The 21019-nt window shown below is 42.6% G+C and carries 18 protein-coding genes; 9 read left to right on the top strand and 9 right to left on the bottom strand.

Annotated elements, in window-relative coordinates:
• Positions 1-138: 138 nt before the first annotated feature.
• Positions 139-603, top strand: coding sequence for a pentapeptide repeat-containing protein (locus ABWT76_RS05500; RefSeq protein WP_054466448.1), 465 nt, complete (start codon positions 139-141; stop codon positions 601-603).
• A gap of 311 nt (positions 604-914) precedes the next feature.
• Here ABWT76_RS05500 and ABWT76_RS05495 read toward each other — a convergent pair whose 3' ends face one another.
• Positions 915-1682, bottom strand: coding sequence for an RNA polymerase sigma factor SigF (locus ABWT76_RS05495; protein WP_054466537.1), 768 nt, complete (start codon positions 1680-1682; stop codon positions 915-917).
• 759 nt (positions 1683-2441) lie between these two features.
• Between ABWT76_RS05495 and ABWT76_RS05490 the strand changes: the two genes are divergently transcribed.
• From ABWT76_RS05490 to ABWT76_RS05465, 5 genes are all read left to right on the top strand, one after another.
• Positions 2442-3011 (top strand): Npun_F5560 family protein, encoded by a 570-nt coding sequence (locus ABWT76_RS05490; RefSeq protein ID WP_190879766.1) that lies wholly within the window; start codon positions 2442-2444, stop codon positions 3009-3011.
• Between the two features lie 427 nt (positions 3012-3438).
• Positions 3439-4068: a DedA family protein gene (locus tag ABWT76_RS05485; protein ID WP_054466450.1), complete on the top strand. Its 630-nt coding sequence runs from the start codon at positions 3439-3441 to the stop codon at positions 4066-4068.
• 247 nt (positions 4069-4315) lie between these two features.
• Positions 4316-5533: an NAD(P)/FAD-dependent oxidoreductase gene (locus ABWT76_RS05480; RefSeq protein WP_054466451.1), complete on the top strand. Its 1218-nt coding sequence runs from the start codon at positions 4316-4318 to the stop codon at positions 5531-5533.
• Between the two features lie 494 nt (positions 5534-6027).
• Entirely contained in the window at positions 6028-6678 is a 651-nt protein-coding gene (locus tag ABWT76_RS05475; RefSeq protein WP_354635773.1) for an HAD family hydrolase, read from the top strand.
• Positions 6679-6747: 69 nt separating this feature from the next.
• On the top strand, positions 6748-8565 hold the full coding sequence (locus ABWT76_RS05465) for an RtcB family protein (protein ID WP_375341520.1): 1818 nt from the start codon (positions 6748-6750) through the stop codon (positions 8563-8565).
• 146 nt (positions 8566-8711) lie between these two features.
• On the opposite strand, the gene ABWT76_RS05460 is transcribed toward ABWT76_RS05465, so the two are convergent.
• Positions 8712-9407 (bottom strand): Uma2 family endonuclease, encoded by a 696-nt coding sequence (locus ABWT76_RS05460; RefSeq protein WP_354635772.1) that lies wholly within the window; start codon positions 9405-9407, stop codon positions 8712-8714.
• A 416-nt stretch (positions 9408-9823) separates the two neighbouring features.
• Between ABWT76_RS05460 and ABWT76_RS05455 the strand changes: the two genes are divergently transcribed.
• Positions 9824-10402, top strand: coding sequence for a Uma2 family endonuclease (locus tag ABWT76_RS05455; protein WP_054466456.1), 579 nt, complete (start codon positions 9824-9826; stop codon positions 10400-10402).
• Between the two features lie 175 nt (positions 10403-10577).
• Here ABWT76_RS05455 and ABWT76_RS05450 read toward each other — a convergent pair whose 3' ends face one another.
• The 7 genes from ABWT76_RS05450 to ABWT76_RS05420 all read right to left on the bottom strand — a co-directional run bounded on the left by ABWT76_RS05450 (position 10578) and on the right by ABWT76_RS05420 (position 18225).
• Positions 10578-10724 (bottom strand): hypothetical protein, encoded by a 147-nt coding sequence (locus tag ABWT76_RS05450; RefSeq protein ID WP_156331727.1) that lies wholly within the window; start codon positions 10722-10724, stop codon positions 10578-10580.
• A 389-nt stretch (positions 10725-11113) separates the two neighbouring features.
• Positions 11114-11647: a hypothetical protein gene (locus ABWT76_RS05445; RefSeq protein ID WP_190879763.1), complete on the bottom strand. Its 534-nt coding sequence runs from the start codon at positions 11645-11647 to the stop codon at positions 11114-11116.
• Between the two features lie 356 nt (positions 11648-12003).
• Positions 12004-14061, bottom strand: coding sequence for an FHA domain-containing protein (locus ABWT76_RS05440; protein WP_354635770.1), 2058 nt, complete (start codon positions 14059-14061; stop codon positions 12004-12006).
• A 148-nt stretch (positions 14062-14209) separates the two neighbouring features.
• Positions 14210-14929 carry an MFS transporter gene (locus ABWT76_RS05435; RefSeq protein ID WP_231636775.1) on the bottom strand — a complete coding sequence of 240 codons (720 nt, stop codon included), beginning with the start codon at positions 14927-14929 and terminating at the stop codon, positions 14210-14212.
• Complete coding sequence (locus ABWT76_RS05430) at positions 14899-15441, bottom strand: MFS transporter (protein WP_354635769.1); 543 nt, start codon at positions 15439-15441, stop codon at positions 14899-14901. Before ABWT76_RS05430 ends, ABWT76_RS05435 begins: the two co-directional genes overlap by 31 nt.
• Before the next feature lie 202 nt (positions 15442-15643).
• Positions 15644-16753 (bottom strand): ABC transporter substrate-binding protein, encoded by a 1110-nt coding sequence (locus ABWT76_RS05425; RefSeq protein ID WP_354635768.1) that lies wholly within the window; start codon positions 16751-16753, stop codon positions 15644-15646.
• The gene (locus tag ABWT76_RS05420; protein ID WP_354635767.1) at positions 16714-18225 is read right to left on the bottom strand and encodes a serine/threonine-protein kinase; all 1512 of its coding nucleotides are present in this window, start codon (positions 18223-18225) and stop codon (positions 16714-16716) included. The genes ABWT76_RS05425 and ABWT76_RS05420 overlap by 40 nt, the downstream gene beginning before the upstream one ends.
• Before the next feature lie 969 nt (positions 18226-19194).
• On the opposite strand from ABWT76_RS05420, the gene ABWT76_RS05415 reads away from it, so the two are divergent.
• Both ABWT76_RS05415 and ABWT76_RS05410 read left to right on the top strand, forming a co-directional pair.
• Positions 19195-20037, top strand: a complete 843-nt coding sequence (locus ABWT76_RS05415) for an Rpn family recombination-promoting nuclease/putative transposase (protein WP_354635766.1) — start codon at positions 19195-19197, stop codon at positions 20035-20037.
• A 118-nt stretch (positions 20038-20155) separates the two neighbouring features.
• Positions 20156-20950: an Rpn family recombination-promoting nuclease/putative transposase gene (locus tag ABWT76_RS05410; RefSeq protein ID WP_354635765.1), complete on the top strand. Its 795-nt coding sequence runs from the start codon at positions 20156-20158 to the stop codon at positions 20948-20950.
• Positions 20951-21019: the final 69 nt, after the last annotated feature.

The following is a 21019-nucleotide window of genomic DNA, read 5'->3' as shown; positions in this document are numbered from 1 at the left end:
GCGATCGGTATCAATATCAACGGTGATACTGGTCACTTTTTTGTTTGATAGTAATCACCTATTCCGGTGACAAGTATCACTGCGATCGCGCCATGAATTTTGGATAATAAACACAGAGAGTCTCGGAGGGAGAGACAAATGAAATCCATTATTCTTCATACCGCAACTTGTTTGATTGCTTTAACCTTCATTACCCCAGTTAGAGCCGAAAATCCTCAACATCTTCAACAGCTTTTACAAACTAATTTATGTCGAGGCTGCGATTTAAGCGGCGCAGACTTGCAAGGCGCTCATTTAATTGGGGCGGATTTAAGAGAAGCCAATTTAAGCGGAGCCAACTTAAAAGAAGCGAACTTAGAGGGAGCCGATTTATCCGGATCTAACCTAGAAAATGCCAATCTCACTGCAACTTTCTTCAACAACGCAGAATTGGCTAATGCTAACTTACAAGGGGCAGACTTAACCAATAGTAATTTTGCTTTTGCTCATCTTTCTGGGGCTGACCTGACAGAAGCTACATTCTTGAATACGGAATTGTTAGGCGCCGATTTAACCGAAGCCAAATTACCGACGAATGTTTTAGTCCACAATAGCGAACCCTGAGCGGGATTTGTCGGCAGCATGAAGCGATCGCAGCATAAATTTTTGCCGGAAATTTCACTCTGGCACGGCATTCAGAAACCGGGTTTTTTAATCAAAGTTGTGGTTCAAATCTACAAATTGTCGCCGAAACCCGGTTTCTTAGATTCACCTAAATCCGGCAGGCATCAAAGAAAATCACATAAAATCAAAGCGGGTCAGAAAATCTTCATTTTCTACCCGCTTTTTTCGCTGAATATTGCTTGCTGAATATTGCTTGCTGAATATTGCTCGCTGATATTGTTTACTTTTCAGAACTTTTCTACAAATATTCCTCAACTCCCCATCAAGTTCTTCAAAGAAGCTAATCCTTTTTTCACCCGACGAGAAACGGTGACGGCACTGATCCCCATCTTTTCTGCGGTTTCTTTTTGAGTCAGATCGTGCAAAAAGACAAACTCTAACACCTTGCGCGTGCCTTCTTCTAAACGAGCGAGAGCCTGTTGTAGGCGAATTTGGTCTTCTTGGGCTAACTGAAAACTCCGATAGCCATGATCGGGAACCGTTTCGCCTAAAGAGGTTTGGTCTTCATCATAACTCTGGACTGGAGCATCCAAACTTAACGGGGATTGATTCTGATAGGCAAGTTTAATTTCCAGCCATTCAGCTACAGGAATTTCTAGTTTTTCGGCAATCTCGGCATCCGTAGGTTGTCGCTTGAGTTGCAGTTGTAGTTGCGCGATCGCCTTCTTGGATTGACTTTGTAATGCCAGCCAATGTCTAGGAATTCTGACTGAGGGACTCTTATCCCTTAGATAATGTTGAATTTCACCGCGAATGTAGGGAATGGCAAAAGAACTGAAGGCACTTCCCTTGGACATATCAAACCGCTCAATCGCTCGAATCAACCCCAAGCATCCCACTTGCAGTAAGTCTTCATAGCTTTCTGAGCATTGATGGATCCAGTGATAGACTTCTCTTTTTACCAGACCAATATTCAGTTGCACAATCTGATTGCGAATTTTCGTGCATGGTGAGGTTTGGTACTGCCGCAACAGTCCCATGCTCTCACTTTTTAGTTCTTTGGTGGCTGTTGTGGTCATAATGACACCCGTTTTGGCATAGCCCCTATACAACAAATTTGACATTTTGACAGATTGCCAGCTTTCTCACTTTGCCAGCTTCACTCAATTTTCTCAGATCAAGACCAATATGTCTGTATGGCTGAGAACCCTAGCTTTTTTACTAGATTTTTTTGATACTTAAAACATAATCCTTAATTAGGATTTTAACATTTTGTACCAAAAGTGTAAATAGGTGTTTATTGTGCTAGGATAAGTCAAGGATTATTTGCTGGGCATTATATGGCGATTGGGAAAAATTAGCAAGGTAAATTTTTTTGAGTTTTCTTGATTTTTCTCGATGATATTTTTTGGCCAAAAAATATCGTTTATGTAGTCTAGCCCTTGCAAATGCTTAACAAGCGGAGATTTTAAGCCTAGATTCACTGACGACTAGATTTTTTATGGTTACTTCCAGTCTTAACTTTTATCTTAACATTTCTTAACAATTAGCGGGCAATTTCGGTCATCATTTCTGAATTTAACTTGAGCAAGGATTGTGAATCTTAATCAAATCGCTTCAGAATACTGGGAATGGGAAGCCCCGAAGCATCGGCAGGGGGAAAGCCTGGAGAACGCAACATTTGCGGATGTGGAGGTTGAAGGGAGGAATTGGGATGTCAATTGCTGCGGGTGATGCTAAGGTGATGCTAAATTAGCAGCAGAGTCAATGGAGCGATCGCGCTTTGAAGAGCGTGAATTGCTCTTTGTTATGAAATGATTGGAACTGGGGCAAGGATCGTGAGCCAAACAGAAAAACCAACGATACAGTCGTTACAAACCGAGGTCACGCATTTAAACCAAGAGTTGCAAATGCGCGATCAACTGGTACAACAACTCTCGCAGGAGTTGTTTCGCTTAGTCAAGGGCAAAAGTGAAATTATTCCCCACCCGCAAGCCGATCAAGATTGCCAAGCTCAGGTAAAAAGATTGCGGGAACAACTCCAAGGGGTTGAAGAGCAAGTGCAATTTTACCAAGAGCAGATCGCCGGTCGCGATCGCGAAATTGTCGAATTGCGCCAGTCTGTAGAAGAACTCACCGATCGCTCTCGGATGCTGGAACAAGTCGTCCAACAACTGCCGGATATTTATCGCCAGAAGTTTGCCGAGCGCATGGCGCCTGTCAAAGAGAAAGTCGAAATGCTGCAACGGGAAAACCAAAAACTCCATGCTGAACTGCAAAGCGTCAGCTATCGTTTGGCGGTTAGATCCCGTCGCCAGTCTGGACGGTTGGATTTACCCAGTTTTTCTGAGGGTAGCGGCAGTGTCAGTCTGCCTTCATTGGGCAATCCCTCCTTGGGGAATGCCTAATTTTGGTATTATGCGGGAATAATTTTCCGGCTGGGGGTCTAGAAACCTAGGCAACTGGGTTTCTAGCACCTACCCGGACTCGTCGCGCCTATGGCACCTTGTTTTCTGGCTCAATTTTTTTGGGTTAAATTTTTTTGGTTAAATTTTTTTGGTTAAATTTTGGTTGGATTTGATTGGTTTTTCCAGACCGCCACAATTCTCTGGGTTAAACCTGATGAAACTTTTCCCCGATCCTACTCAGTATTTCCCTTAAACCAGGCTCTTGGTCTGTCATTTCATCAAATAATTACAGATTATTTAAATGTAATTTAAATAATCACAGGTTGTTAATTATTTTTATCCAGAAATTAATGATTTTAATTGACACTATGACCCGATTTACGTCAATATAAGAGGTAATAGTAAAGGTTTGTAAAGGCTGTGTTGAATGTCGTCTGAGTTAATTTCACTAGAAACCATACAAGAAATAGCACATCAATACGGCTACTGGACAGTTTTTCTGGGAATTATGCTGGAAAATGCCGGAATTCCCCTGCCAGGTGAAACCATCACCCTGGTAGGCGGTTTTCTGGCGGGAAGCGGAGAACTTAATTACTGGTTCGTGCTGGGATGTGCGATCGCTGGCGCAGTGCTAGGAGATAACGTTGGCTACTGGATTGGCAAAAAAGGTGGCTGGCCCTTACTCATAGTTCTCGGTCGAGTTTTTCGCATTACCGAAGCGCAACTCCTAGAAGTCAAAGACCAGTTTAGCCAAAATGCTGCCAGGGCTGTTTTTTTGGGCAGATTTATTGCCCTATTGCGTATCTTTGCCGGACCGATGGCGGGCATCGCTCAAATGCCTTATCCCCAATTTTTGTTATGTAACACAGCCGGAGCAACTATATGGGCAAGTGTTATGGTGAGTTTGTCTTTTTTCGTGGGCGAACTTATTTCTTTGGAGCAATTAATCTCCTGGGTAAGCAAATTCGCTCTAGTAGCCTTGCTGCTTGTGATTGCCTGGTTGGTAGTTCCCCCTTGGTTGGAAGCTCGTAAAACTGCCAAGAATTTGGAACATTAATTAAGTCTTTTAGGGTGGCAAGAATTCTGCCTGATTTCAAATTCATTGATAATCAAACGGCTCAATACTGAAGCAACAGTTAAAAGTGTAAAACAAAAAATGCAAAACGCTATGATTTTGGCGTTTTGCATTTTTTTATGGAAAATGTTATTTATGGTGTTATTTATGCTTGTTTATGGCGATCGCCACAAATTTAAATCGGTGTCACTGCTATCTTGGAAGAGATGATTTTTTTTCTTAACTCCTGCTGACCATGAGCCAAAAACGTATTTGTATCCTCGGTGGAGGCTTTGGCGGTCTATACACTGCTCTAAGATTAAGCCAATTCCCTTGGAATTCACCGGATAAACCAGAAATTATTCTCGTTGAGCAAAACGATCGCTTTTTATTTTCGCCCTTGTTGTATGAATTGCTGACCGGGGAACTGCAAAGTTGGGAAATTGCCCCACCATTTTCTGAACTTTTGGCGGACACAACGGTGCGCTTTGTCCAAGGTGCGGTGACAAATATTGATGTGCGTTCGCGAAGCGTCTCGGAACGAGAATCGCATCTAGTGCAATTAAACGATGGCCCGGATATCAGTTGCGATCGCCTCGTCTTAGCCCTCGGTGGGGAAACCCCAATGGATCGGGTTCCGGGATGTGCTGACCATGCTATTCCCTTCCGCACCATTAATGATGCTTATCGGCTGCAAGAAAAACTCCGAGAGTTAGAAAACTCCGTTTGCGATAAAATTCGCGTTGCCATTGTTGGGAGTGGCTATAGTGGGGTTGAATTAGCCTGTAAATTGGCCGATCGCCTGGGAGAACGGGGTCGAGTTCGGTTGGTGGAAGCCTCGGATAGTATTCTGCGATCGGCTTCGGAGTTTAATCGGACTGCGGCGATGCGATCGCTGAAAGAACGGGGGATTTGGATTGACTTAGAAACCACCGTCGATCGCGTCGAAGCGGATAGCATCTCCTTAATATATAAAGAACAAATCGATAACTTGCCGGTGGATATCGTCCTCTGGACTGTGGGCACCGAAGTTTCCCCCGTGGTGCGATCGCTGCCCCTGAAGCAAAATCAACGGGGTCAAATTACCACCACTGCCACCTTACAGGCGATCGACCATCCCGATATCTTTGTCCTCGGAGACTTAGCGGACTGTCAAGATGCCAGCGAGCAACGGGTTCCCAGCACTGCCCAAGCTGCCATCCAGCAAGCGGACTATGCTGCCTGGAACATTTGGGCCTCTCTCACCGAACGTCCTTTATTACCCTTCCGGTATCAAAATTTAGGGGAAATGATGACATTGGGTTTAGACAACGCCACCCTCACCGGCTTAGGAATCAAACTCGACGGCCCAGCGGCCCATATCCTCCGCCGTCTCATCTATTTATATCGCCTCCCCACCTTAGACCATCAGCTTAAAGTTGGGTTTAACTGGATCACTCAACCACTGCGAGAAATGCTTTCTAGTTAATTCAATTGTTACTGGTTATTGGTTATTCGTTATTGGGGCAATAGTCGAACCACAAATAACCAATAAATCTGTGGCAAAATGCTGAAAAGCCGTTCGCAGCTATGCTGCGGTGCGGAGCAGGCGGTTTTCAGGGGGGTTGGGGCGATCGACGCCGGTCCAAAAGCAAAAATTCTAATAAACCAACCACCAACAACCAACAACAACAGGAAAGAGGAAAGAGTGAATAGTCAATAGTGAATAGTGAATAGTGATACTTCTTTTGTACGGGCTTTCTGGCCATATAGCCTGACGGATTATGCTTCGCAAGGACGCCCCTACGACTTTTGTAGGGGCTTTCTGGCCATTCGCCCCTACAACTTTTCACTTTTAACTTTTCACTTTCCCCGTTCCCTGATAACCGTTCCCCGTTCCCCGTTCCCCAAGCATCAACCACCAACCACCAAACACCAACAAACAACCACCAACAAACAACAAACAACAAACAACAAATAACCATGACTAATCCCAAACCAAAAGTTATTTTTTTTGATGCCGTAGGAACGCTTTTCGGCATTCGGGGGACAGTCGGACAAATTTATGCAGAAATTGCCCAATCTTTTGGCGTAGAAGTTGCCCCCAACCTATTAGATCGAGCCTTCCGGGAAAGCTTTCGGCAAGCCCCAGCCGCAGCCTTTCCCCATGCCACTCCCAGAGAAATTCCCCGGTTAGAATTTGAATGGTGGGAAAGGGTCGCCTCCCACACCTTCCAAAAAGCCGGAGTACAATCCCAATTTCGCGACTTTAGTAAATTCTTTGCGGAACTTTACGCCTACTTTGCCACCAGCCAGCCGTGGGTACTTTATCCCGAAGTGCTGCCCACCCTGGAACGGTGCCAAAGTGCTGGCATTGAACTCGGTGTTTTATCTAATTTTGACTCGCGGCTATATGCGGTCTTAAAAGCGCTCGATTTAAATCATTTTTTCCAATCCGTCACCATTTCCACCGAAGTGGGGGCTGCCAAACCTGACCCGAAAATCTTTGCCACCGCTTTGGCAAAACATAATTGTCTGCCCCAGGAAGCTTGGCACGTCGGGGATAGTCGCCAAGACGACTATGAAGGGGCGAATGCCGTTGGTTTGCGCGGCTACTGGCTGACACGGGGTTAGGGAGCAACGCTCGACAAAACATACTACATAATGTAGTATATAAATAGTCATACTGGCAATATAATTCTTATGCCCTACGAACAACTGAAAATCTCAACGCCCAAACCTGTCTTATCTTGGGCAAATCACGAACTAGGTTCGGAAGAAACTGCAATGGCCAAAAATGTGGCCTCGTTGCCATTTGTGTTTAAGCACGTGGCGCTTATGCCCGATGTTCATTTGGGCAAAGGGGCCTTAGTAGGGTCAGTGCTGGCGACCAAAGATGCGATTATTCCCGCTGCGGTGGGGGTCGATATTGGTTGTTTCACTGGGGATACATTAGTTCCTCTCGCAGACGGCAAATCTTATTCCCTGGCGGAGTTAGCTTCCTGGGGGCGGGAGTTTGTGGTTTACTCCTGTACCAATACAGGACGAATTGTGGCCGCAAAAGCGATCGCTCGTTTGACTCGTCGCAATGCCCCATTAGTCAAAGTGGTTCTCGACAACGGTGCAGAAATCCTATGCACTCCCGACCACCAATTTATGCTGCGTGATGGCAGTTATCGAGAAGCCAAAGATTTAAATAATGGTACATCCTTAATGCCTTTTTATAGCAAAACATATCAGGATGGCTACACTTTAATTCAGCAGAATGATTCCGGTGAATACCAAGTTTTTGACAATGGAAAACGGGGAAAAAATTATCTGATTGACTACAATACCAGCGAAAAAGGAAGAGCAAAAAGCAAGGAAATTGCTAATCGGATCTACACCTGTGAAACCTGCGGAGATGAAGTGAAAACTCCCATTGGATTACATAACCATCGGCGAAAAGAACACGGGTACAACCACAAAGTCGTTGAGGTTGTTTCCCTAGAAGAACAACAAGACGTTTACTGTTTAACCGTTCCCGAATATCATAACTTTGCTCTAACTGCTGGGGTATTCGTTCATAACTGTGGTATGTGTGCGGTAAAAACTCCATTTTTCGCAGACAAACTCGAAGGCAAATTGAAAAAAATTCGCCAGGATATTGAAGCAGCAATTCCTCTGGGTTTTGATGAAAATAAGGACGTGGATAAACCGGCAAGTAATTGGCAGGGATGGCGGGATTTTAAAGACCTTCATGCTGGAGTCCAACGCTTAGAAGGAAAAGCCATGAAACAATTGGGTTCCCTCGGTGGTGGCAACCATTTTATTGAAGTCTGTTTAGATACAGATAATCAAGTTTGGTTGATGTTACATTCCGGTTCTCGGCACATTGGCAATATGTTGGCCCAATGTCATATTGATACCGCCAAAGAATTAGCCCGATTAGCAGGCGATCGCCTCCCTGACCCAGACCTGGCTTATTTTGTCTCCCAAACTCCCGAATTTGATGCCTATTGGCATGATTTACAATGGGCACAAAACTATGCCCGCAAAAATCGCGATGTAATGATGGATCGGTTCATGCGAATTGTGGAAAAACACCTCGCAGGAGGCAAACCCACTAAACCGTTATTACTGGTCAATTGTCATCACAATTACGCTGAAAAAGAAACTCATTTTGGCGAACAAGTCTATGTGACTCGCAAAGGTGCCGTGAGAGCTAGAGAAGAAGATTATGGGATTATTCCCGGTTCAATGGGAGCCAAATCTTTCATCGTCAAAGGCAAAGGTTGTGCTGATAGTTATTGCAGTTGCAGCCACGGCGCCGGTCGTTTAATGTCTAGAAATAAGGCGAAAAAAGAATTCACTGAAGCGGATTTAATTGAACAAACTCAAGGCATTGAATGTCGCAAAGACCGAGGGGTACTGGATGAAATACCTGGAGCTTACAAACCTATCGAGCAAGTGATGGAAAATCAATCAGATTTAGTGGAAATTGTGGCAACCTTGAAACAAGTGGTTTGTGTCAAAGGTTGAAGCAAATTTATCTGATTATCTGATTATCTGATTAAATGTGATTAGATTTGATTAAAAATGTGCATGAATTCCGTAGGGGCGCAAGCATTGCGCCCCTACTTTTTTTCGTCAGGATAAAACTAACATAGTAACAGCGAGTAAATCGGTTACAAATCCTCTGGATTAATGTTTAATTCTCGCAATCGTGCCTCTAAGAGTTTAACTCGTTCTTCGGCTTTTTCAGCCCGTTGGCTTTCGGCTTCAGCCCGCTGGCTTTCGGCTTCAGCCCGTTCAGCTAATTCCTGAGAAGTTAAAAACTTTTGTCCATCAGGGCGAATTAACTCAAGTCCTGACTCAGTTAATTCAAATTTAATTCCCAGTCGGGGAGAAACCCACCCAGATACGCGATCGATGACGGCTAATTTTTCCCCTTGACGCAACCAGCCAGTTAAATCCAAGCGATCGGGGTCATAGAGGTAGTATTCTTCTACTCCATAGCGATCGTAAAACTGGAATTTTTTCGCCATTTCCGATGGCCGATTTCCCGGAGATAAGATTTCAAACACTACTTGCGGGGCAATATTTTCTTCTTGCCATTGTTGATAAGAACCTCGGCGTCCTTTGGGTCGCCCAAATGCCACCATCACATCTGGGGCTTGTCTTAGCTGATTATCCCCTTCTACGGTATACCATAATAAGTCTCCCGCTACAAATACATTTTGCTCCGCAGAAAACAAAATTTCTAAGTTTTCTTTGATTAAGACAATCAGTTGGAAATGTTCTGTATTATCTGACATAGGTTGACCGTCACTATCGGGATAGATAATTTCTGGTTTGGTTGGAGATTTTAGTTCGGCTACCATAGAGCTTTACCTCCGATAATTGGCAATTTATTTTATTTTAGCATAAAAGCATTTTATTTATGATTTAATTCTATTAAATTAGTTGTATTTGATATTAAATTTTGTGAATGAAATAAACTAATAAGTTATAGTATTTAAACTTATTTTTTAAATCCTGATATTTATTTTCACAAATCAGCAACTTTATTGAGTTTTTGACCGATAGATGGGTCATAGAAGAAACCGGGTTTTTGCGACAATTTATGCTTCGTACCGAGTACGGTCGATTCGCGAATCGCCCCTACAATTAAGAAACCCGGTTTCTGGTTGGTATGAGATATGGGAATAAAGGCGATCGCGCCATTTTTTTAACTCTTCTCTGGCAGGTATCTGGCAGGTAAATGATAAACTAAAGTGAAGGTTGATGGAGGTGAAATATGGTACTGTCAACAGTCAAGTGGAGTGTAGAAGACTACCACCTGATGATTAAAACGGGGTTACTCGACGATCGCCCCGTGGAGTTATTAGCAGGAGAAATAGTTGAAATGTCCCCCGAAGGTGAAATTCATGCTTTCTTTAGTTCAGAAGCAGGAAATTATTTGACTAGAGTTTTAGGCGATAAGCCTGACGGCATAGCTGACGCTTACCGCGCTTTTGTTCGCCACGCCAAACCTATCACCCTGCCCAACGGGTCGGAACCGGAACCGGATATCACTATTGTCCAGCCCCTAGGGAGAGAGTATCTGACTCATCATCCTTATCCAGAAAATATCTTCTGGGTAATCGAATATGCTAATAGCAGTTTAGAAAAAGATGCAACAGTAAAATATCACATTTATGCAGAAGCGGGCATCCCAGAATATTGGCTGGTGAATCTACAAACTGGGGAATTAATTATTTACCGCCAACCCCGTGAACGAGAATATGGGTTTAAAATGACCTTAAAAGATGGGGAAATTTCGCCCCTGGCATTTCCTGATGTGACCATTCCCGTTGAAAAGATTATTTCAGCTTAAACGATTCAAAAACCCGGTTTTTTCAAGCAACTGGGTTTCTTTTTCATGGGACAGAAACCGGGTTTCTTTTTACTCAAAAAACCCGGTTTATTTTACTTCTTATTTTTGGCGGCATTTCTGCGGACTTGGAAGTATAAGAAAAACGCCAACCAAAATGCTATGGCACAACCGGCACTTAATAATACCGCTGATTTGCTTGCCAAGGAAATGTCTTTTTTTCTGCCAGCATTAACCCGGAACTCGACGCCAAGATCGCCCCTGCGGCAATTCCCACCCCGATCGCCTGAATATGGTCTTGTAACTGTTGGTTTTGGTCTGGCATTCAGGCGATCGCATTCTGCTTGGTCTACTTCTACCAAACCGCAAATACTAGAAATCGCCGTATCCAGCAAAACATATCCTGGTTTAAAATAGTTTAAATCCCCGCTAATTTGGGCTTGAAAAGCGATCGCCTTCTCCGAGAAACCGGGTTTATATTATAACTTTGGCATCCCAACCGAGATTTCTGTAGAAACCCGGTTTCTGTTATCCCAAGAACTGCGATCGCCTTTTTTTGGTAGGGTGTGTTAGGCGGCGCAGAAATTTTTGCTAACCACAAATAATCTTAACTTGCGCCGCAGTAACGCACCAATTGTCATATTGGTTTTAACTCATAACTTTGCTAATTCAATAACTTTATTGCTTGATAATATTGAATTAGCAACATGAATGTTATGCGTTGTAACACCCATCATCGTTATATGTCATTTGGTCATCAAAATCATAGTTATCGTCGTTATTTCCTATGTAGTTATCTGGATCATAGCTGACGTTATCGATATCGTTACTAAGCATGGTTTGATCGGTGTAACTATCGCTTTGGTTGCCATCGGCATACTCTACAGTGTCATGGTGGCCATCACCATTGCTATCGTAACTCTTAGAAGCGTAATCAAATTTTCCATCTTTATTCTCATCAAACGCTTCAACTACAATCTCATAATACCCGTCTTTATCGGTATCGTAGTGATTGTAAACATTATCAATTTTTCCATCACCATTGGTATCTTCAGCAATATGATATGGAATTGATCGATTATCGCGATCGTAAACATAATCAACTTGTCCGTCACCATTGGTATCTTCAGAAATGGTATATGAATCCCGGGACACCGTGGGCATATTTTTTAGCCTAAGTTCATTTTTTAATGAGTCAAAATTGCCGTAGTTTGTGTCCATGTTTGTTTCTCCTTCAGATGTGTTCATGTTCGTTTATCCTTTATATGTGTCTATGTTCGCTTATCTTTTAAACTTCGATTTAATGGCATTGGCAACATTATCAAATCTGTGACGGCAGGCATCCCTGATTTAATCAAAAAGACCCATGATGAAACCTCCCTGTCATTAATATTTCTAAAGTTTATTCTGGTCTATCAAAAAATACCATATAGAGCATTTTTAAATTTGCTGATTAGCTGACCATAATCGTCAGTACATTTATTGATATTTAGCATTATTTTGGGTTGGGGTTGTCCGGTATTTTTATTCATTAACACCTCTGGTTTATTTTAAGACTTAATTTAAGTAGATATTTTATTACATATATCCATGAACAGGCTTTTTTATTGCTGCAATTGTTTATGTTGTTTTTCAGCATAATCCAAACCTTTTTTCATGTCATTCATGTAGGCGCAAACCTTATCGCTAGTTGTTTTCATTAAAGTTTTAAATCGGCGTTTTTCCGCTTCGATCGCCAAATTAATTTGCTGGGATAACTTATCCGCAATACTTTTCGCAAAAGATTGATAATGTTGGCATAAGCCTTTGCGTAAATTTTCGGTAATTTGTTCAATTTTGGCAGTTTCGCTTTGTTGTTGGGCGACCTGTTTTCCCAGGACACCCATCCCAGGAGTCATCAGTAGAATGGGTTGTCCCATTGCCAAACCAACAATTCCCATAACTGCCGATCCCCATAACATCAAATTGTTGCCCGAAGCGGTGTCTTGAAAAGAAACCTGATTGTCAAATTCCACAAAAGAATATTGCAAGCATTTGTAAACGTCAAACTCTGGGTTAGCGGCAAAAGATGCACTGGGTAAATCTAGACCGGGAATAAAATCAAAGGCTGCATGAGTACGTTGGAAAATTGCTTGTAAACCGCCATCGCCATAAGTCCCAAAAACTCGTTGCCATTCATCTTTTGCCCACTGACTCATATCTCCGTAACAAAGACGATTCATGTGAGTATAGATGGTATGGGACTTGCTCATTTTCTCAGAATTTAAACACAGGGAAACCTGATCTTTTTCTTTGGTGACAACGGCTTGCAGTTCGTCGGTAAACTGTTTAATCTTATACAGTAAACTTTCTTTACTGAATCCATCCACTAATTCTGATTTCGATTTATTCAGTTCCAATCTAATTTCTCGGAATGATTTTTCTTTGTTTTCTGCTACTTGTTTGAAGGTTTTTCTAATTTGTCGATCCAACTCATCCAGATCGGTTCCCGGAGGCAAGGCAATAGATTTCGCAATCCGGGTTTTTAAGTTTGCTTCTTTTTCGCCGTAAGCTTGTTCTATAATCGCAATTTGTTCCTTGATTTTTTTGCTGAACCGCTGCATCAGAATTTCCTCCCGTTGCCCGATCGCCAACTGTTCTAAAAATTGGCGAAACCGATCGCACTCTTGCTGCACATTTGGCGCCAGTTCGGTCATGGGTTCGGGACTGGGATAAAAAGGATGCAAAGGAATTAACTGCAAGGCAACAGTCCCTTGCAAATTTTGGCTTTTTAGCCATTGCTTGAAGGCGTCAATATTATGATTAACTCGTTCCGGTTCGCGAGCGATCGCTGAAACATCCACAATTGCAATCGTTTTGAAAAGTCGCCCTTGATTTGCTCGCGAAATCAGCCGTTTTTCTGTATCGGAAACGGGGACAGTGGGGTTAATCACCAAACAGAGAATATCGCAGTCAATCAGTTCTTTATATAATGACTCATTCGGATCCGAAGTTTGATTTCCGGCAGAACCATGAGGGGGTTGGGGAGAGGCGATATTATATTCAAATTTAAAAATAAGTTCCGCACTGCGATCGGTCGGTTCGGGATAGCCTAACGTAATGCGATCGTCTGGATGCAAAGTTTGGCATCCCGAAATCTTTTGACCGTTGATGTAAGTGCCATTGGTACTGGTGTCACAAATTTGCCAATTTCCGAAAGAATTATCCGCCCCCGGAACCGGGACAATTTCCGCATGATGTCCCGAAGCAAAACTGTATTGTTGGGGGATTTGAATTTGACAGCCTGGACGACGACCGATGAGTAATTTACCATTTTTGGACAGACGATGAGAAATCGGCTTTTCGCGATCGCGATCGGTAAATTGCAAGAGAACAGGTTCGGGGGCAGCTAACTCCGTGCGAGCATATTCTACTGCCTTGATGGGAATTTCGGTGCGTTGAGATTGACCCGGTAAAGTTGTAGTTTGAAATTGATAAAGTGCCGGTAGGGTGGCACTCGATTCTACCAGTTTAGCAACCGCATAAGCCAGGGGGGGAGATTGACTGACAATTTGAAATTTGATTTGTCCAGCTTTGAGCGTTGCACTTAAGCTGCTCAATTTTCCCGCCACGGTTTTAAAGGTGGGGTCTTCTGATCCTGTGGCTGTCAAGAATTTGTGCATTTCTTGGAGAGACTGGATCAGTTTTTCTGTTTTGCTTGATGCCGCTTGGGGTTAATTTTCTGTTGCAGTAAACATGGTTAATAATTAATTTTATTTCAGGGTTTATGTGGTTAGAGTTTACTTAAGCTTATAAAGGTTAGGTTAAAGGTTAAGGTTCACAATTTACCAAACGTTTTAAAGAACGCTGGAGCGGTTGAATTTGCTGGGAAAATATGCCAGCGGCAATCAAACAAATCAGACCATTGATGGTTAAAGTTGTCACCACACCGAGGCGATCGGCCATAAAGCCACTCATTAAATTTCCTAATGGGGTCATGCCGACAAAAGCAATGGCAAATAAACTCATAATTCGGCCTCGTTTATCATCGGGTGACAGAATTTGTAATATGGTATTGCTCGATGCAACTTGTAAACTTAAGGCAAATCCGACTAAGTACAAGGATATAAAGGATATTATAACATTTTCTGATTGAGAAAATACCATCAGACTGATGCCAGCTAATCCGGTGGATAGAGGAATAATTTTTTCTAAACCGAAGATTTTAATTTTGAACAGCAAATATAGGCTGCCGATTAAAGAACCTAGTCCAGCAAAGGATAGCATAAAACCCAGAGTTTCGGCATTGCCTTGCAAAATTTCTTTGGCAAATATGGGCGTTAAAGAAGTATAAGGCATGGCCATAAAACTCACTAAGCCTAGTAACAGGAGAATGAAGCCTATATCGGGAAATTTTACTATATATGCGAATCCTTGTTGCAATTTTTTCCAAGGGCGATCGACTTGGGTTGAACGGGTATTTTTAGCGGGAGATATTTTAATCATTAATAAGGCGGCAATCACAAACATATAAGTAAATCCATCGAACAAAAAACACAAGCCAATCCCCAAATTAACGATCGCCCATCCCCTAAAGCAGGGCCGAGTAACCGACCGAGACTAATCATTAACGAATTAAGCGCGATCGCCTCCCCAATTTCCGTTTTTTTATCGACAATTTCGGCAATAAAAAATTGTCGGGCAGGCAGATCAAAAGCCTTAATACAACCTTGGCACAAACTCAGGGCAATCATCCCGTAAATATCGATATGACCTGTCAAACAGAAAACCCCTACGGCCAAAGTCTGAACCATCGCAAAAGTCTGAGTCAGAATTAAAACCCGTTGCCGGTTCCATTGGTCGAGTAACACTCCCGTAAAAGGGGCTACAAGTAAACTAGCAATATCATCAGTGAATGCCACCAAACCTAGTAAAAAAGCAGAGTGAGTTAGCTGATACACCAACCAACCGGCAGCCACTTTTGTCATCCACTGTCCAACCAGGGAAATGCCTTGTCCGGTAAAAAACAGGCGGCAATTTTTAGAGCTTAATACCAGATTCATCGACATTATCCCCAGTTGATTTTTGAGCGGAATCGGTCATTTTCCTCGTTCCCAGCTTTCGTAGGTTGGGTTGAAGCATGAAACCCAACCCTGCCACGATTAGCCTTCGTAGGTTGGGTTTCGTTCCTCAACCGAACCTACAATAAAACTACAATAAAACTACAATAAAACTACAATAAAACTACTGCTAGAAACGAGGGCTTTAATAATTGGGAACTTCTGCTTCCTGCGCTGATGCTGATTTAGCTGGAACAAAATCATAGCCTGTTTTAGAAATACTTTCTTCCACCGAAGCTTGCTTCTTAACAGTGACCATATGTAAAGAAGGAGGTGTCACATCATTCTCTTTAAACTTGATTGGTCCAGAAGCTCCCTCGGTGACAAAACTGTCATTACTGAGTTCCTGTTGAATATTTTCACGAGTGGGATTCTCACTTTTTTCCATCGCCGCAATAAATGCTTTACCGGCATCATAAGACATAGCTGTAACCCAGTTAACGCCCCCTCCCCAAAGTGTATCAGCATCCTGAGAAAAACCCCCAGCTTCTGGATTGAATTGCCAGGAAACTGCCAATACCATACCTTCGGTATCGCGTCCATTTTTTAAGGTTTCCAGGCGATATAAAGTGACAATATCTCCTAAAACTTTTAAGTCACCAAATTCGTTAGGATATTCATTTTTTACCCGTAAGAGTTCCCAGGTTTTATTTAAATCTCCGAGGCTGGGTAATAATAGAATTACCTCTGCCCCTTTTTCTTTAGCGGTTTTCAGGCTTTGATAGGCATTAAAACCATCTAGGGATAAATCGAACTCACCAACGACCTCCCCTTTATTAAACAATTCATCCTCAAAAGAAGTTTTCATTTTTTTAATGTAATCCAATTTTCCATTAGAAAAGATCGCTACTTTTTGCCTCTGCCAATTGTTCACCATGTAATGAACTAATTCATTAGACCCTTTTTCAATATTGGCTCGATTGGTTCGGAACAAATAGGGGGTTTTGTCATTGGTGATTTCATCATTCACACTGATTGGGGTAATTAACACTAATTTTTCTCGTTGATAAATCGGCGCCACCGCTTCACTAACCGAACCGATATGGTGTCCCATGATCCCCAGAATGTTAGAATCCTTGACCAGTTTTTCTGCCAGCATTTTGGCTTTATCTTTGTCATCGTAGTCGTTGACGATCGTCAGTTTTAGCGGTACGCCATTAATGCCCCCGTTTTTATTCACTTCTTCTTGGGCTTGGGCAAATCCCCGCAACATTTCTAGCGATCGCCCTGGCTCTTTACCATCTTTAATCGGCACAACAGCAGCCTGTAGGATTTAGCATCACCAATCTTGGCATTATTCAGATAAATGAGAGTTTCCGGGGCATTTTTCTTAATCCCAAGAGCTTGCTGAAAGTTTTCTTTAGCTTTGGCATAGTCTTTAGCCGCCATTGCGTCCACTCCAGCTTTTTTTAATTCCTCGAATTCTTTGTTATCTACGCCTTCGTTGGGGATTAAAATGCGATCGCCCGAACTGATTAATTCATCGTCAGACTGAACCTCCGAGTTAGTCGGAGAATTAGAAACCGCAAGCTTAGAATCTCCTGAAGAACCCATGAGCGATCGCACACCACCGCCCACCAAAGCTAATGCCAAAATTCCGGCAACTGCTAAACCGATCGGCTTGAGGGGCAGTGGTTTTGAAGCATTCTTAGAAGCAGTCTTAGATACTGTAGTTGCTGGTGTGCTTGCTAGTGTGGTTTGTGGTGTGGTTTGTGGTGTGGGTTGTGGTGTAGGTTTTGGTGTAGGCTGTGCTGCGGGTGCCACTTCCGTACCTGCAACAGGTGCGGGTCGATGGGTGGTCACGGGCAACTGAGTAGCAACTGCGGTGGGAACCACGGTGGGCTGATAGTTATTTCCAGGGAGACTCGCGGTTAGAGACTCCAGTGCTTGTAAGGCTGCGGTGGCACTTTCGTAGCGATCGCGCCAGTTTTGACGCAACATCTTGGTTAAAAACTCAATTAATCCCGGGCTAACATTGGTTACTTTATCTTGCCATTGAATTTCATCGGTATTTGAATCGCTATAATTCAAGCGCAGATCGAAAGCATTGATTCCCGTTAATGCTTGAATCGCAATCATCCCCAAAGCATAAAGATCGCTATTCAAACGGGGACGCCCTGCCGCTTGTTCTGGGGGGCGATATCCTTCAGTACCAATACAAACCGTCCAACCAAATGCCCCAGAATTTGTCACCATTTGACCGCGCACTTGCTTGACCGCGCCAAAGTCCACCAACACTAATTTATTATCGAGTTTGCGGCGAATAATATTATCCGGTTTAATATCTCGGTGAATCACATTATTGCCGTGGACAAACTCCAAAACCGTTAAAACATTTTTCAGCAAAGCAATTACTTGTTTTTCCGACCAAGGTTGACCTTGAATTAGTTCAGACCCCAAAGTGAGGCCATCAATAAACTCTTGCACCAAGTAGAATTCTTGGTTTTCTTCAAAATAAGCCAGTAACCGGGGAACCTGGTCATGGTTGCCCAGAACTTCCAAAATTTCCGCTTCTTTTTCGAAAAATTTATGCGCCAAGCCCCAACGATTTTCCCGCGAAGCATCGGACAAAGTAGGGTCATCAACTCCCTGGGGGAGAAGTTGTTTAATCACGCATTTCGGCTTACTGGGTTGTTTCATATCTTGGGCAATATAAGTGCGGCCAAAACCACCGGCGCCGAGAATTTGCAAAACTTTATAACGTTGGTCAAGCAGTTGGTCAATCATGTTCGGAATTAGAGTAAAAAATTAAAGATTCAGTAGGGGCGAAGCATTGCGGCAAATATTTCTGGTTAAAAGCCAAAATTTAATCCCGCAATGCTTCGCCCTAACAATTCAGTAGGGGCGAAGCATTGCGGCAAATATTTCTGGTTAAAAGCCAAAATCTAATCCCGAAATGCGCGGGTCTTCCCACCAATGGCTACTTTTGCTTGTGGTACTTTTGGTCGCTGCTTATCATTGGATTTACAGCAACAATAATCTGTATAGATTGTCACCAAACATTAGAGAAACATCCGGGAATATTTCTTGTTGTTTGTCAACTAATCAACCGTGAAACCGAAGATATAAACCTCCGTATAATTACGGATATTGTGAAGATAAGCATTGGGAGATGCTGCCAGTAAGTATTTCAGGGCAAATCCTTTGAGTATGCCACGTTTAAAGTCACTCAGGATTAAAATTTAATTTGATTACCTTCAATGTTAAACAAGTTAAATCTAAGTTGTCAATAGCCATAATCTGCGACATTATTCGACATTCGACATTATTTTTTAAAAAAATCAACAAATCCGGCAAATTTTTGCCTCACATTTAGCAAAAAAAAAGGCGCAAATTTTTTCCAGATTTACACTTATGATACCTATACACCCTTTGTATGGCAAAGGTTTCAACCAATGCTTTCCCTGACTTATCTCTCAGCAAAAAATTTTTGCGACATATTACCCCATGTCGCAAAATGTCGCAAAATGTCGCAAAATGTCGCAGCTAAAAGTTTTGTAAAGATTTGTTAAAAATGACATTTAAGCACTTTCTGTAACCTCGGTGACTCTGTGGTTCATTTTTGGTTCATTTTTACCACAGAGTCACCGAGAAGGCACAGGAGGTATTTTGCCCCAAGAAAGCTTTCTGGAATAGAAATTACCGCCCGCCGAAACAAATGGTATAATTTAAATCAGGAATTACTCAAATTAATCAATGAGAACTGATACGATATTTTATCAATTATTTCAGACATTTCCTAGTCTGGTATTTGAACTGATTGGGGCTGACCCAAAATCCGCCAGTAACTATGAATTCTCCTCTAGGGAAATTAAAGAACTGGCTCGCCGGTTTGATGGCATATTTTTGCCAGCGGCAGATGCGGATTTACCCATTTATTTCGTGGAAGTGCAGTTTCAGGAAAAATCTGACTTTTACTGGCGCTTTTTTACGGAAATATTTGTGTATCTGGGTCAATATCAACCCACTCAAGATTGGTGTGCGATCGCGGTATTTGTCTCTAAGAGAATAGCCCCAGAAGTGCCGGTTCAATATCGGGGTTTGCTGATGAGTCAGCAATTGAAACTTGTCTATTTGGATGAACTTACCCTGTCAGATTCTCCCTCCCTGGGACTGAGTATTGTGCAGTTGGTGGTGGGAGATAAAGAGACAGCCAAACCCCTGACCGCCCAAGCTATGCAGCAAGCGAACCAACTGAGTGATCCAGGGTTGAAGGCAAAAGTTGTAGAATTAGTAGAAACGGTGTTGATTTATAAATTTACTGAATTAACCAAGGAGGAAATCCAAGCAATGTTTAGCTTAAGTGATTTAAAACAAACAAGAGTTTACCAACAAGGGAAAGAAGAAGGTAAACAAGAAGGTAAACAAGAAGGTAAACTGGAAGGTAAACTGGAAGGTAAACTGGAAGGTAAACTGGAATCGGTGCCTAGTTTATTGGCAGTGGGTTTAAGTGTAGAACAAGTTGCCCAGGCGTTAAATTTGGATATACAATTGGTGCAGCAGGTTGCCTCTAAATCAGCGGAAAATCCTAAATCTTAACCAGTGAGAGAAACAGAAACCGGGTTGCGGCGTTTTGGGTTCTAGCCCGATATATCTATATAAACCCGGTTTCTGTGATTATGGTATAATTTAAATCAGGAATTACTCAAATTAATCAATGAGAACTGATACGATATTTTATCAATTATTTCAGACATTTCCTAGTCTGGTATTTGAACTGATTGGGGCTGACCCAAAATCCGCCAACAGCTATGAATTCTCCTCTAGGGAAATTAAAGAACTGGCTCGCCGGTTTGATGGCATATTTTTGCCAGCGGCAGATGCGGATTTACCCATTTATTTCGTGGAAGTGCAGTTTCAGGAAAAATCCGACTTTTACTGGCGCTTTTTTACGGAAATATTTGTGTATCTGGGTCAATATCAACCCACTCAAGATTGGTGTGCGATCGCGGTATTTGTCTCTAAGAGAATAGCCCCAGAAGTGCCGGTTCAATATCGGGGTTTGCTGATGAGTCAGCAATTGAAACTTGTCTATTTGGATGAACTTACCCTGTCAGATTCTCCCTCCCTGGGACTGAGTATTGTGCAGTTGGTGGTGGGAGATAAAGAGACAGCCAAACCCCTGACCGCCCAAGCTATGCAGCAAGCGAACCAACTGAGTGATCCAGGGTTGAAGGCAAAAGTTGTAGAATTAGTAGAAACGGTGTTGATTTATAAATTTACTGAATTAACCAAGGAGGAAATCCAAGCAATGTTTAGCTTAAGTGATTTAAAACAAACAAGAGTTTACCAACAAGGGAAAGAAGAAGGTAAAGAAGAGGGTAAACTGGAATCTGTGCCTAGTTTATTGGCAGTGGGTTTAAGTGTAGAACAAGTTGCCCAGGCGTTAAATTTGGATATAAAATTGGTGCAGCAGGTTGCTGATAAATCAGCGGAAAATACTGGATCTTAACCAGTGAGAGAAACAGAAACCGGGTTTCTCCGATAATTTTGGTATCCAGGCCGAGATTTCTATAGAAAC

The sequence above is a fragment of the Planktothricoides raciborskii GIHE-MW2 genome, assembly GCF_040564635.1.
Lineage (GTDB): Bacteria > Cyanobacteriota > Cyanobacteriia > Cyanobacteriales > Laspinemataceae > Planktothricoides > Planktothricoides raciborskii.
Note: the sequence above shows the minus strand (reverse complement) of the source record. Positions and strands in the feature narration are given on the sequence as shown.

Excerpts from the sequence above, each read along its gene's own strand:
- ABWT76_RS05500 (WP_054466448.1), top strand. The coding sequence starts at position 139 with ATGAAATCCATTATTCTTCATACCGCAACTTGTTTGATTGCTTTAACC.
- ABWT76_RS05495 (WP_054466537.1), bottom strand. The coding sequence starts at position 1,682 with ATGACCACAACAGCCACCAAAGAACTAAAAAGTGAGAGCATGGGACTG.
- ABWT76_RS05485 (WP_054466450.1), top strand. The coding sequence starts at position 3,439 with ATGTCGTCTGAGTTAATTTCACTAGAAACCATACAAGAAATAGCACAT.
- ABWT76_RS05475 (WP_354635773.1), top strand. The coding sequence starts at position 6,028 with ATGACTAATCCCAAACCAAAAGTTATTTTTTTTGATGCCGTAGGAACG.
- ABWT76_RS05465 (WP_375341520.1), top strand. The coding sequence starts at position 6,748 with ATGCCCTACGAACAACTGAAAATCTCAACGCCCAAACCTGTCTTATCT.
- ABWT76_RS05460 (WP_354635772.1), bottom strand. The coding sequence starts at position 9,407 with ATGGTAGCCGAACTAAAATCTCCAACCAAACCAGAAATTATCTATCCC.
- ABWT76_RS05455 (WP_054466456.1), top strand. The coding sequence starts at position 9,824 with ATGGTACTGTCAACAGTCAAGTGGAGTGTAGAAGACTACCACCTGATG.
- ABWT76_RS05450 (WP_156331727.1), bottom strand. The coding sequence starts at position 10,724 with ATGCCAGACCAAAACCAACAGTTACAAGACCATATTCAGGCGATCGGG.
- ABWT76_RS05445 (WP_190879763.1), bottom strand. The coding sequence starts at position 11,647 with ATGAACACATCTGAAGGAGAAACAAACATGGACACAAACTACGGCAAT.
- ABWT76_RS05440 (WP_354635770.1), bottom strand. The coding sequence starts at position 14,061 with ATGCACAAATTCTTGACAGCCACAGGATCAGAAGACCCCACCTTTAAA.
- ABWT76_RS05430 (WP_354635769.1), bottom strand. The coding sequence starts at position 15,441 with ATGAATCTGGTATTAAGCTCTAAAAATTGCCGCCTGTTTTTTACCGGA.
- ABWT76_RS05420 (WP_354635767.1), bottom strand. The coding sequence starts at position 18,225 with ATGATTGACCAACTGCTTGACCAACGTTATAAAGTTTTGCAAATTCTC.
- ABWT76_RS05415 (WP_354635766.1), top strand. The coding sequence starts at position 19,195 with ATGAGAACTGATACGATATTTTATCAATTATTTCAGACATTTCCTAGT.
- ABWT76_RS05410 (WP_354635765.1), top strand. The coding sequence starts at position 20,156 with ATGAGAACTGATACGATATTTTATCAATTATTTCAGACATTTCCTAGT.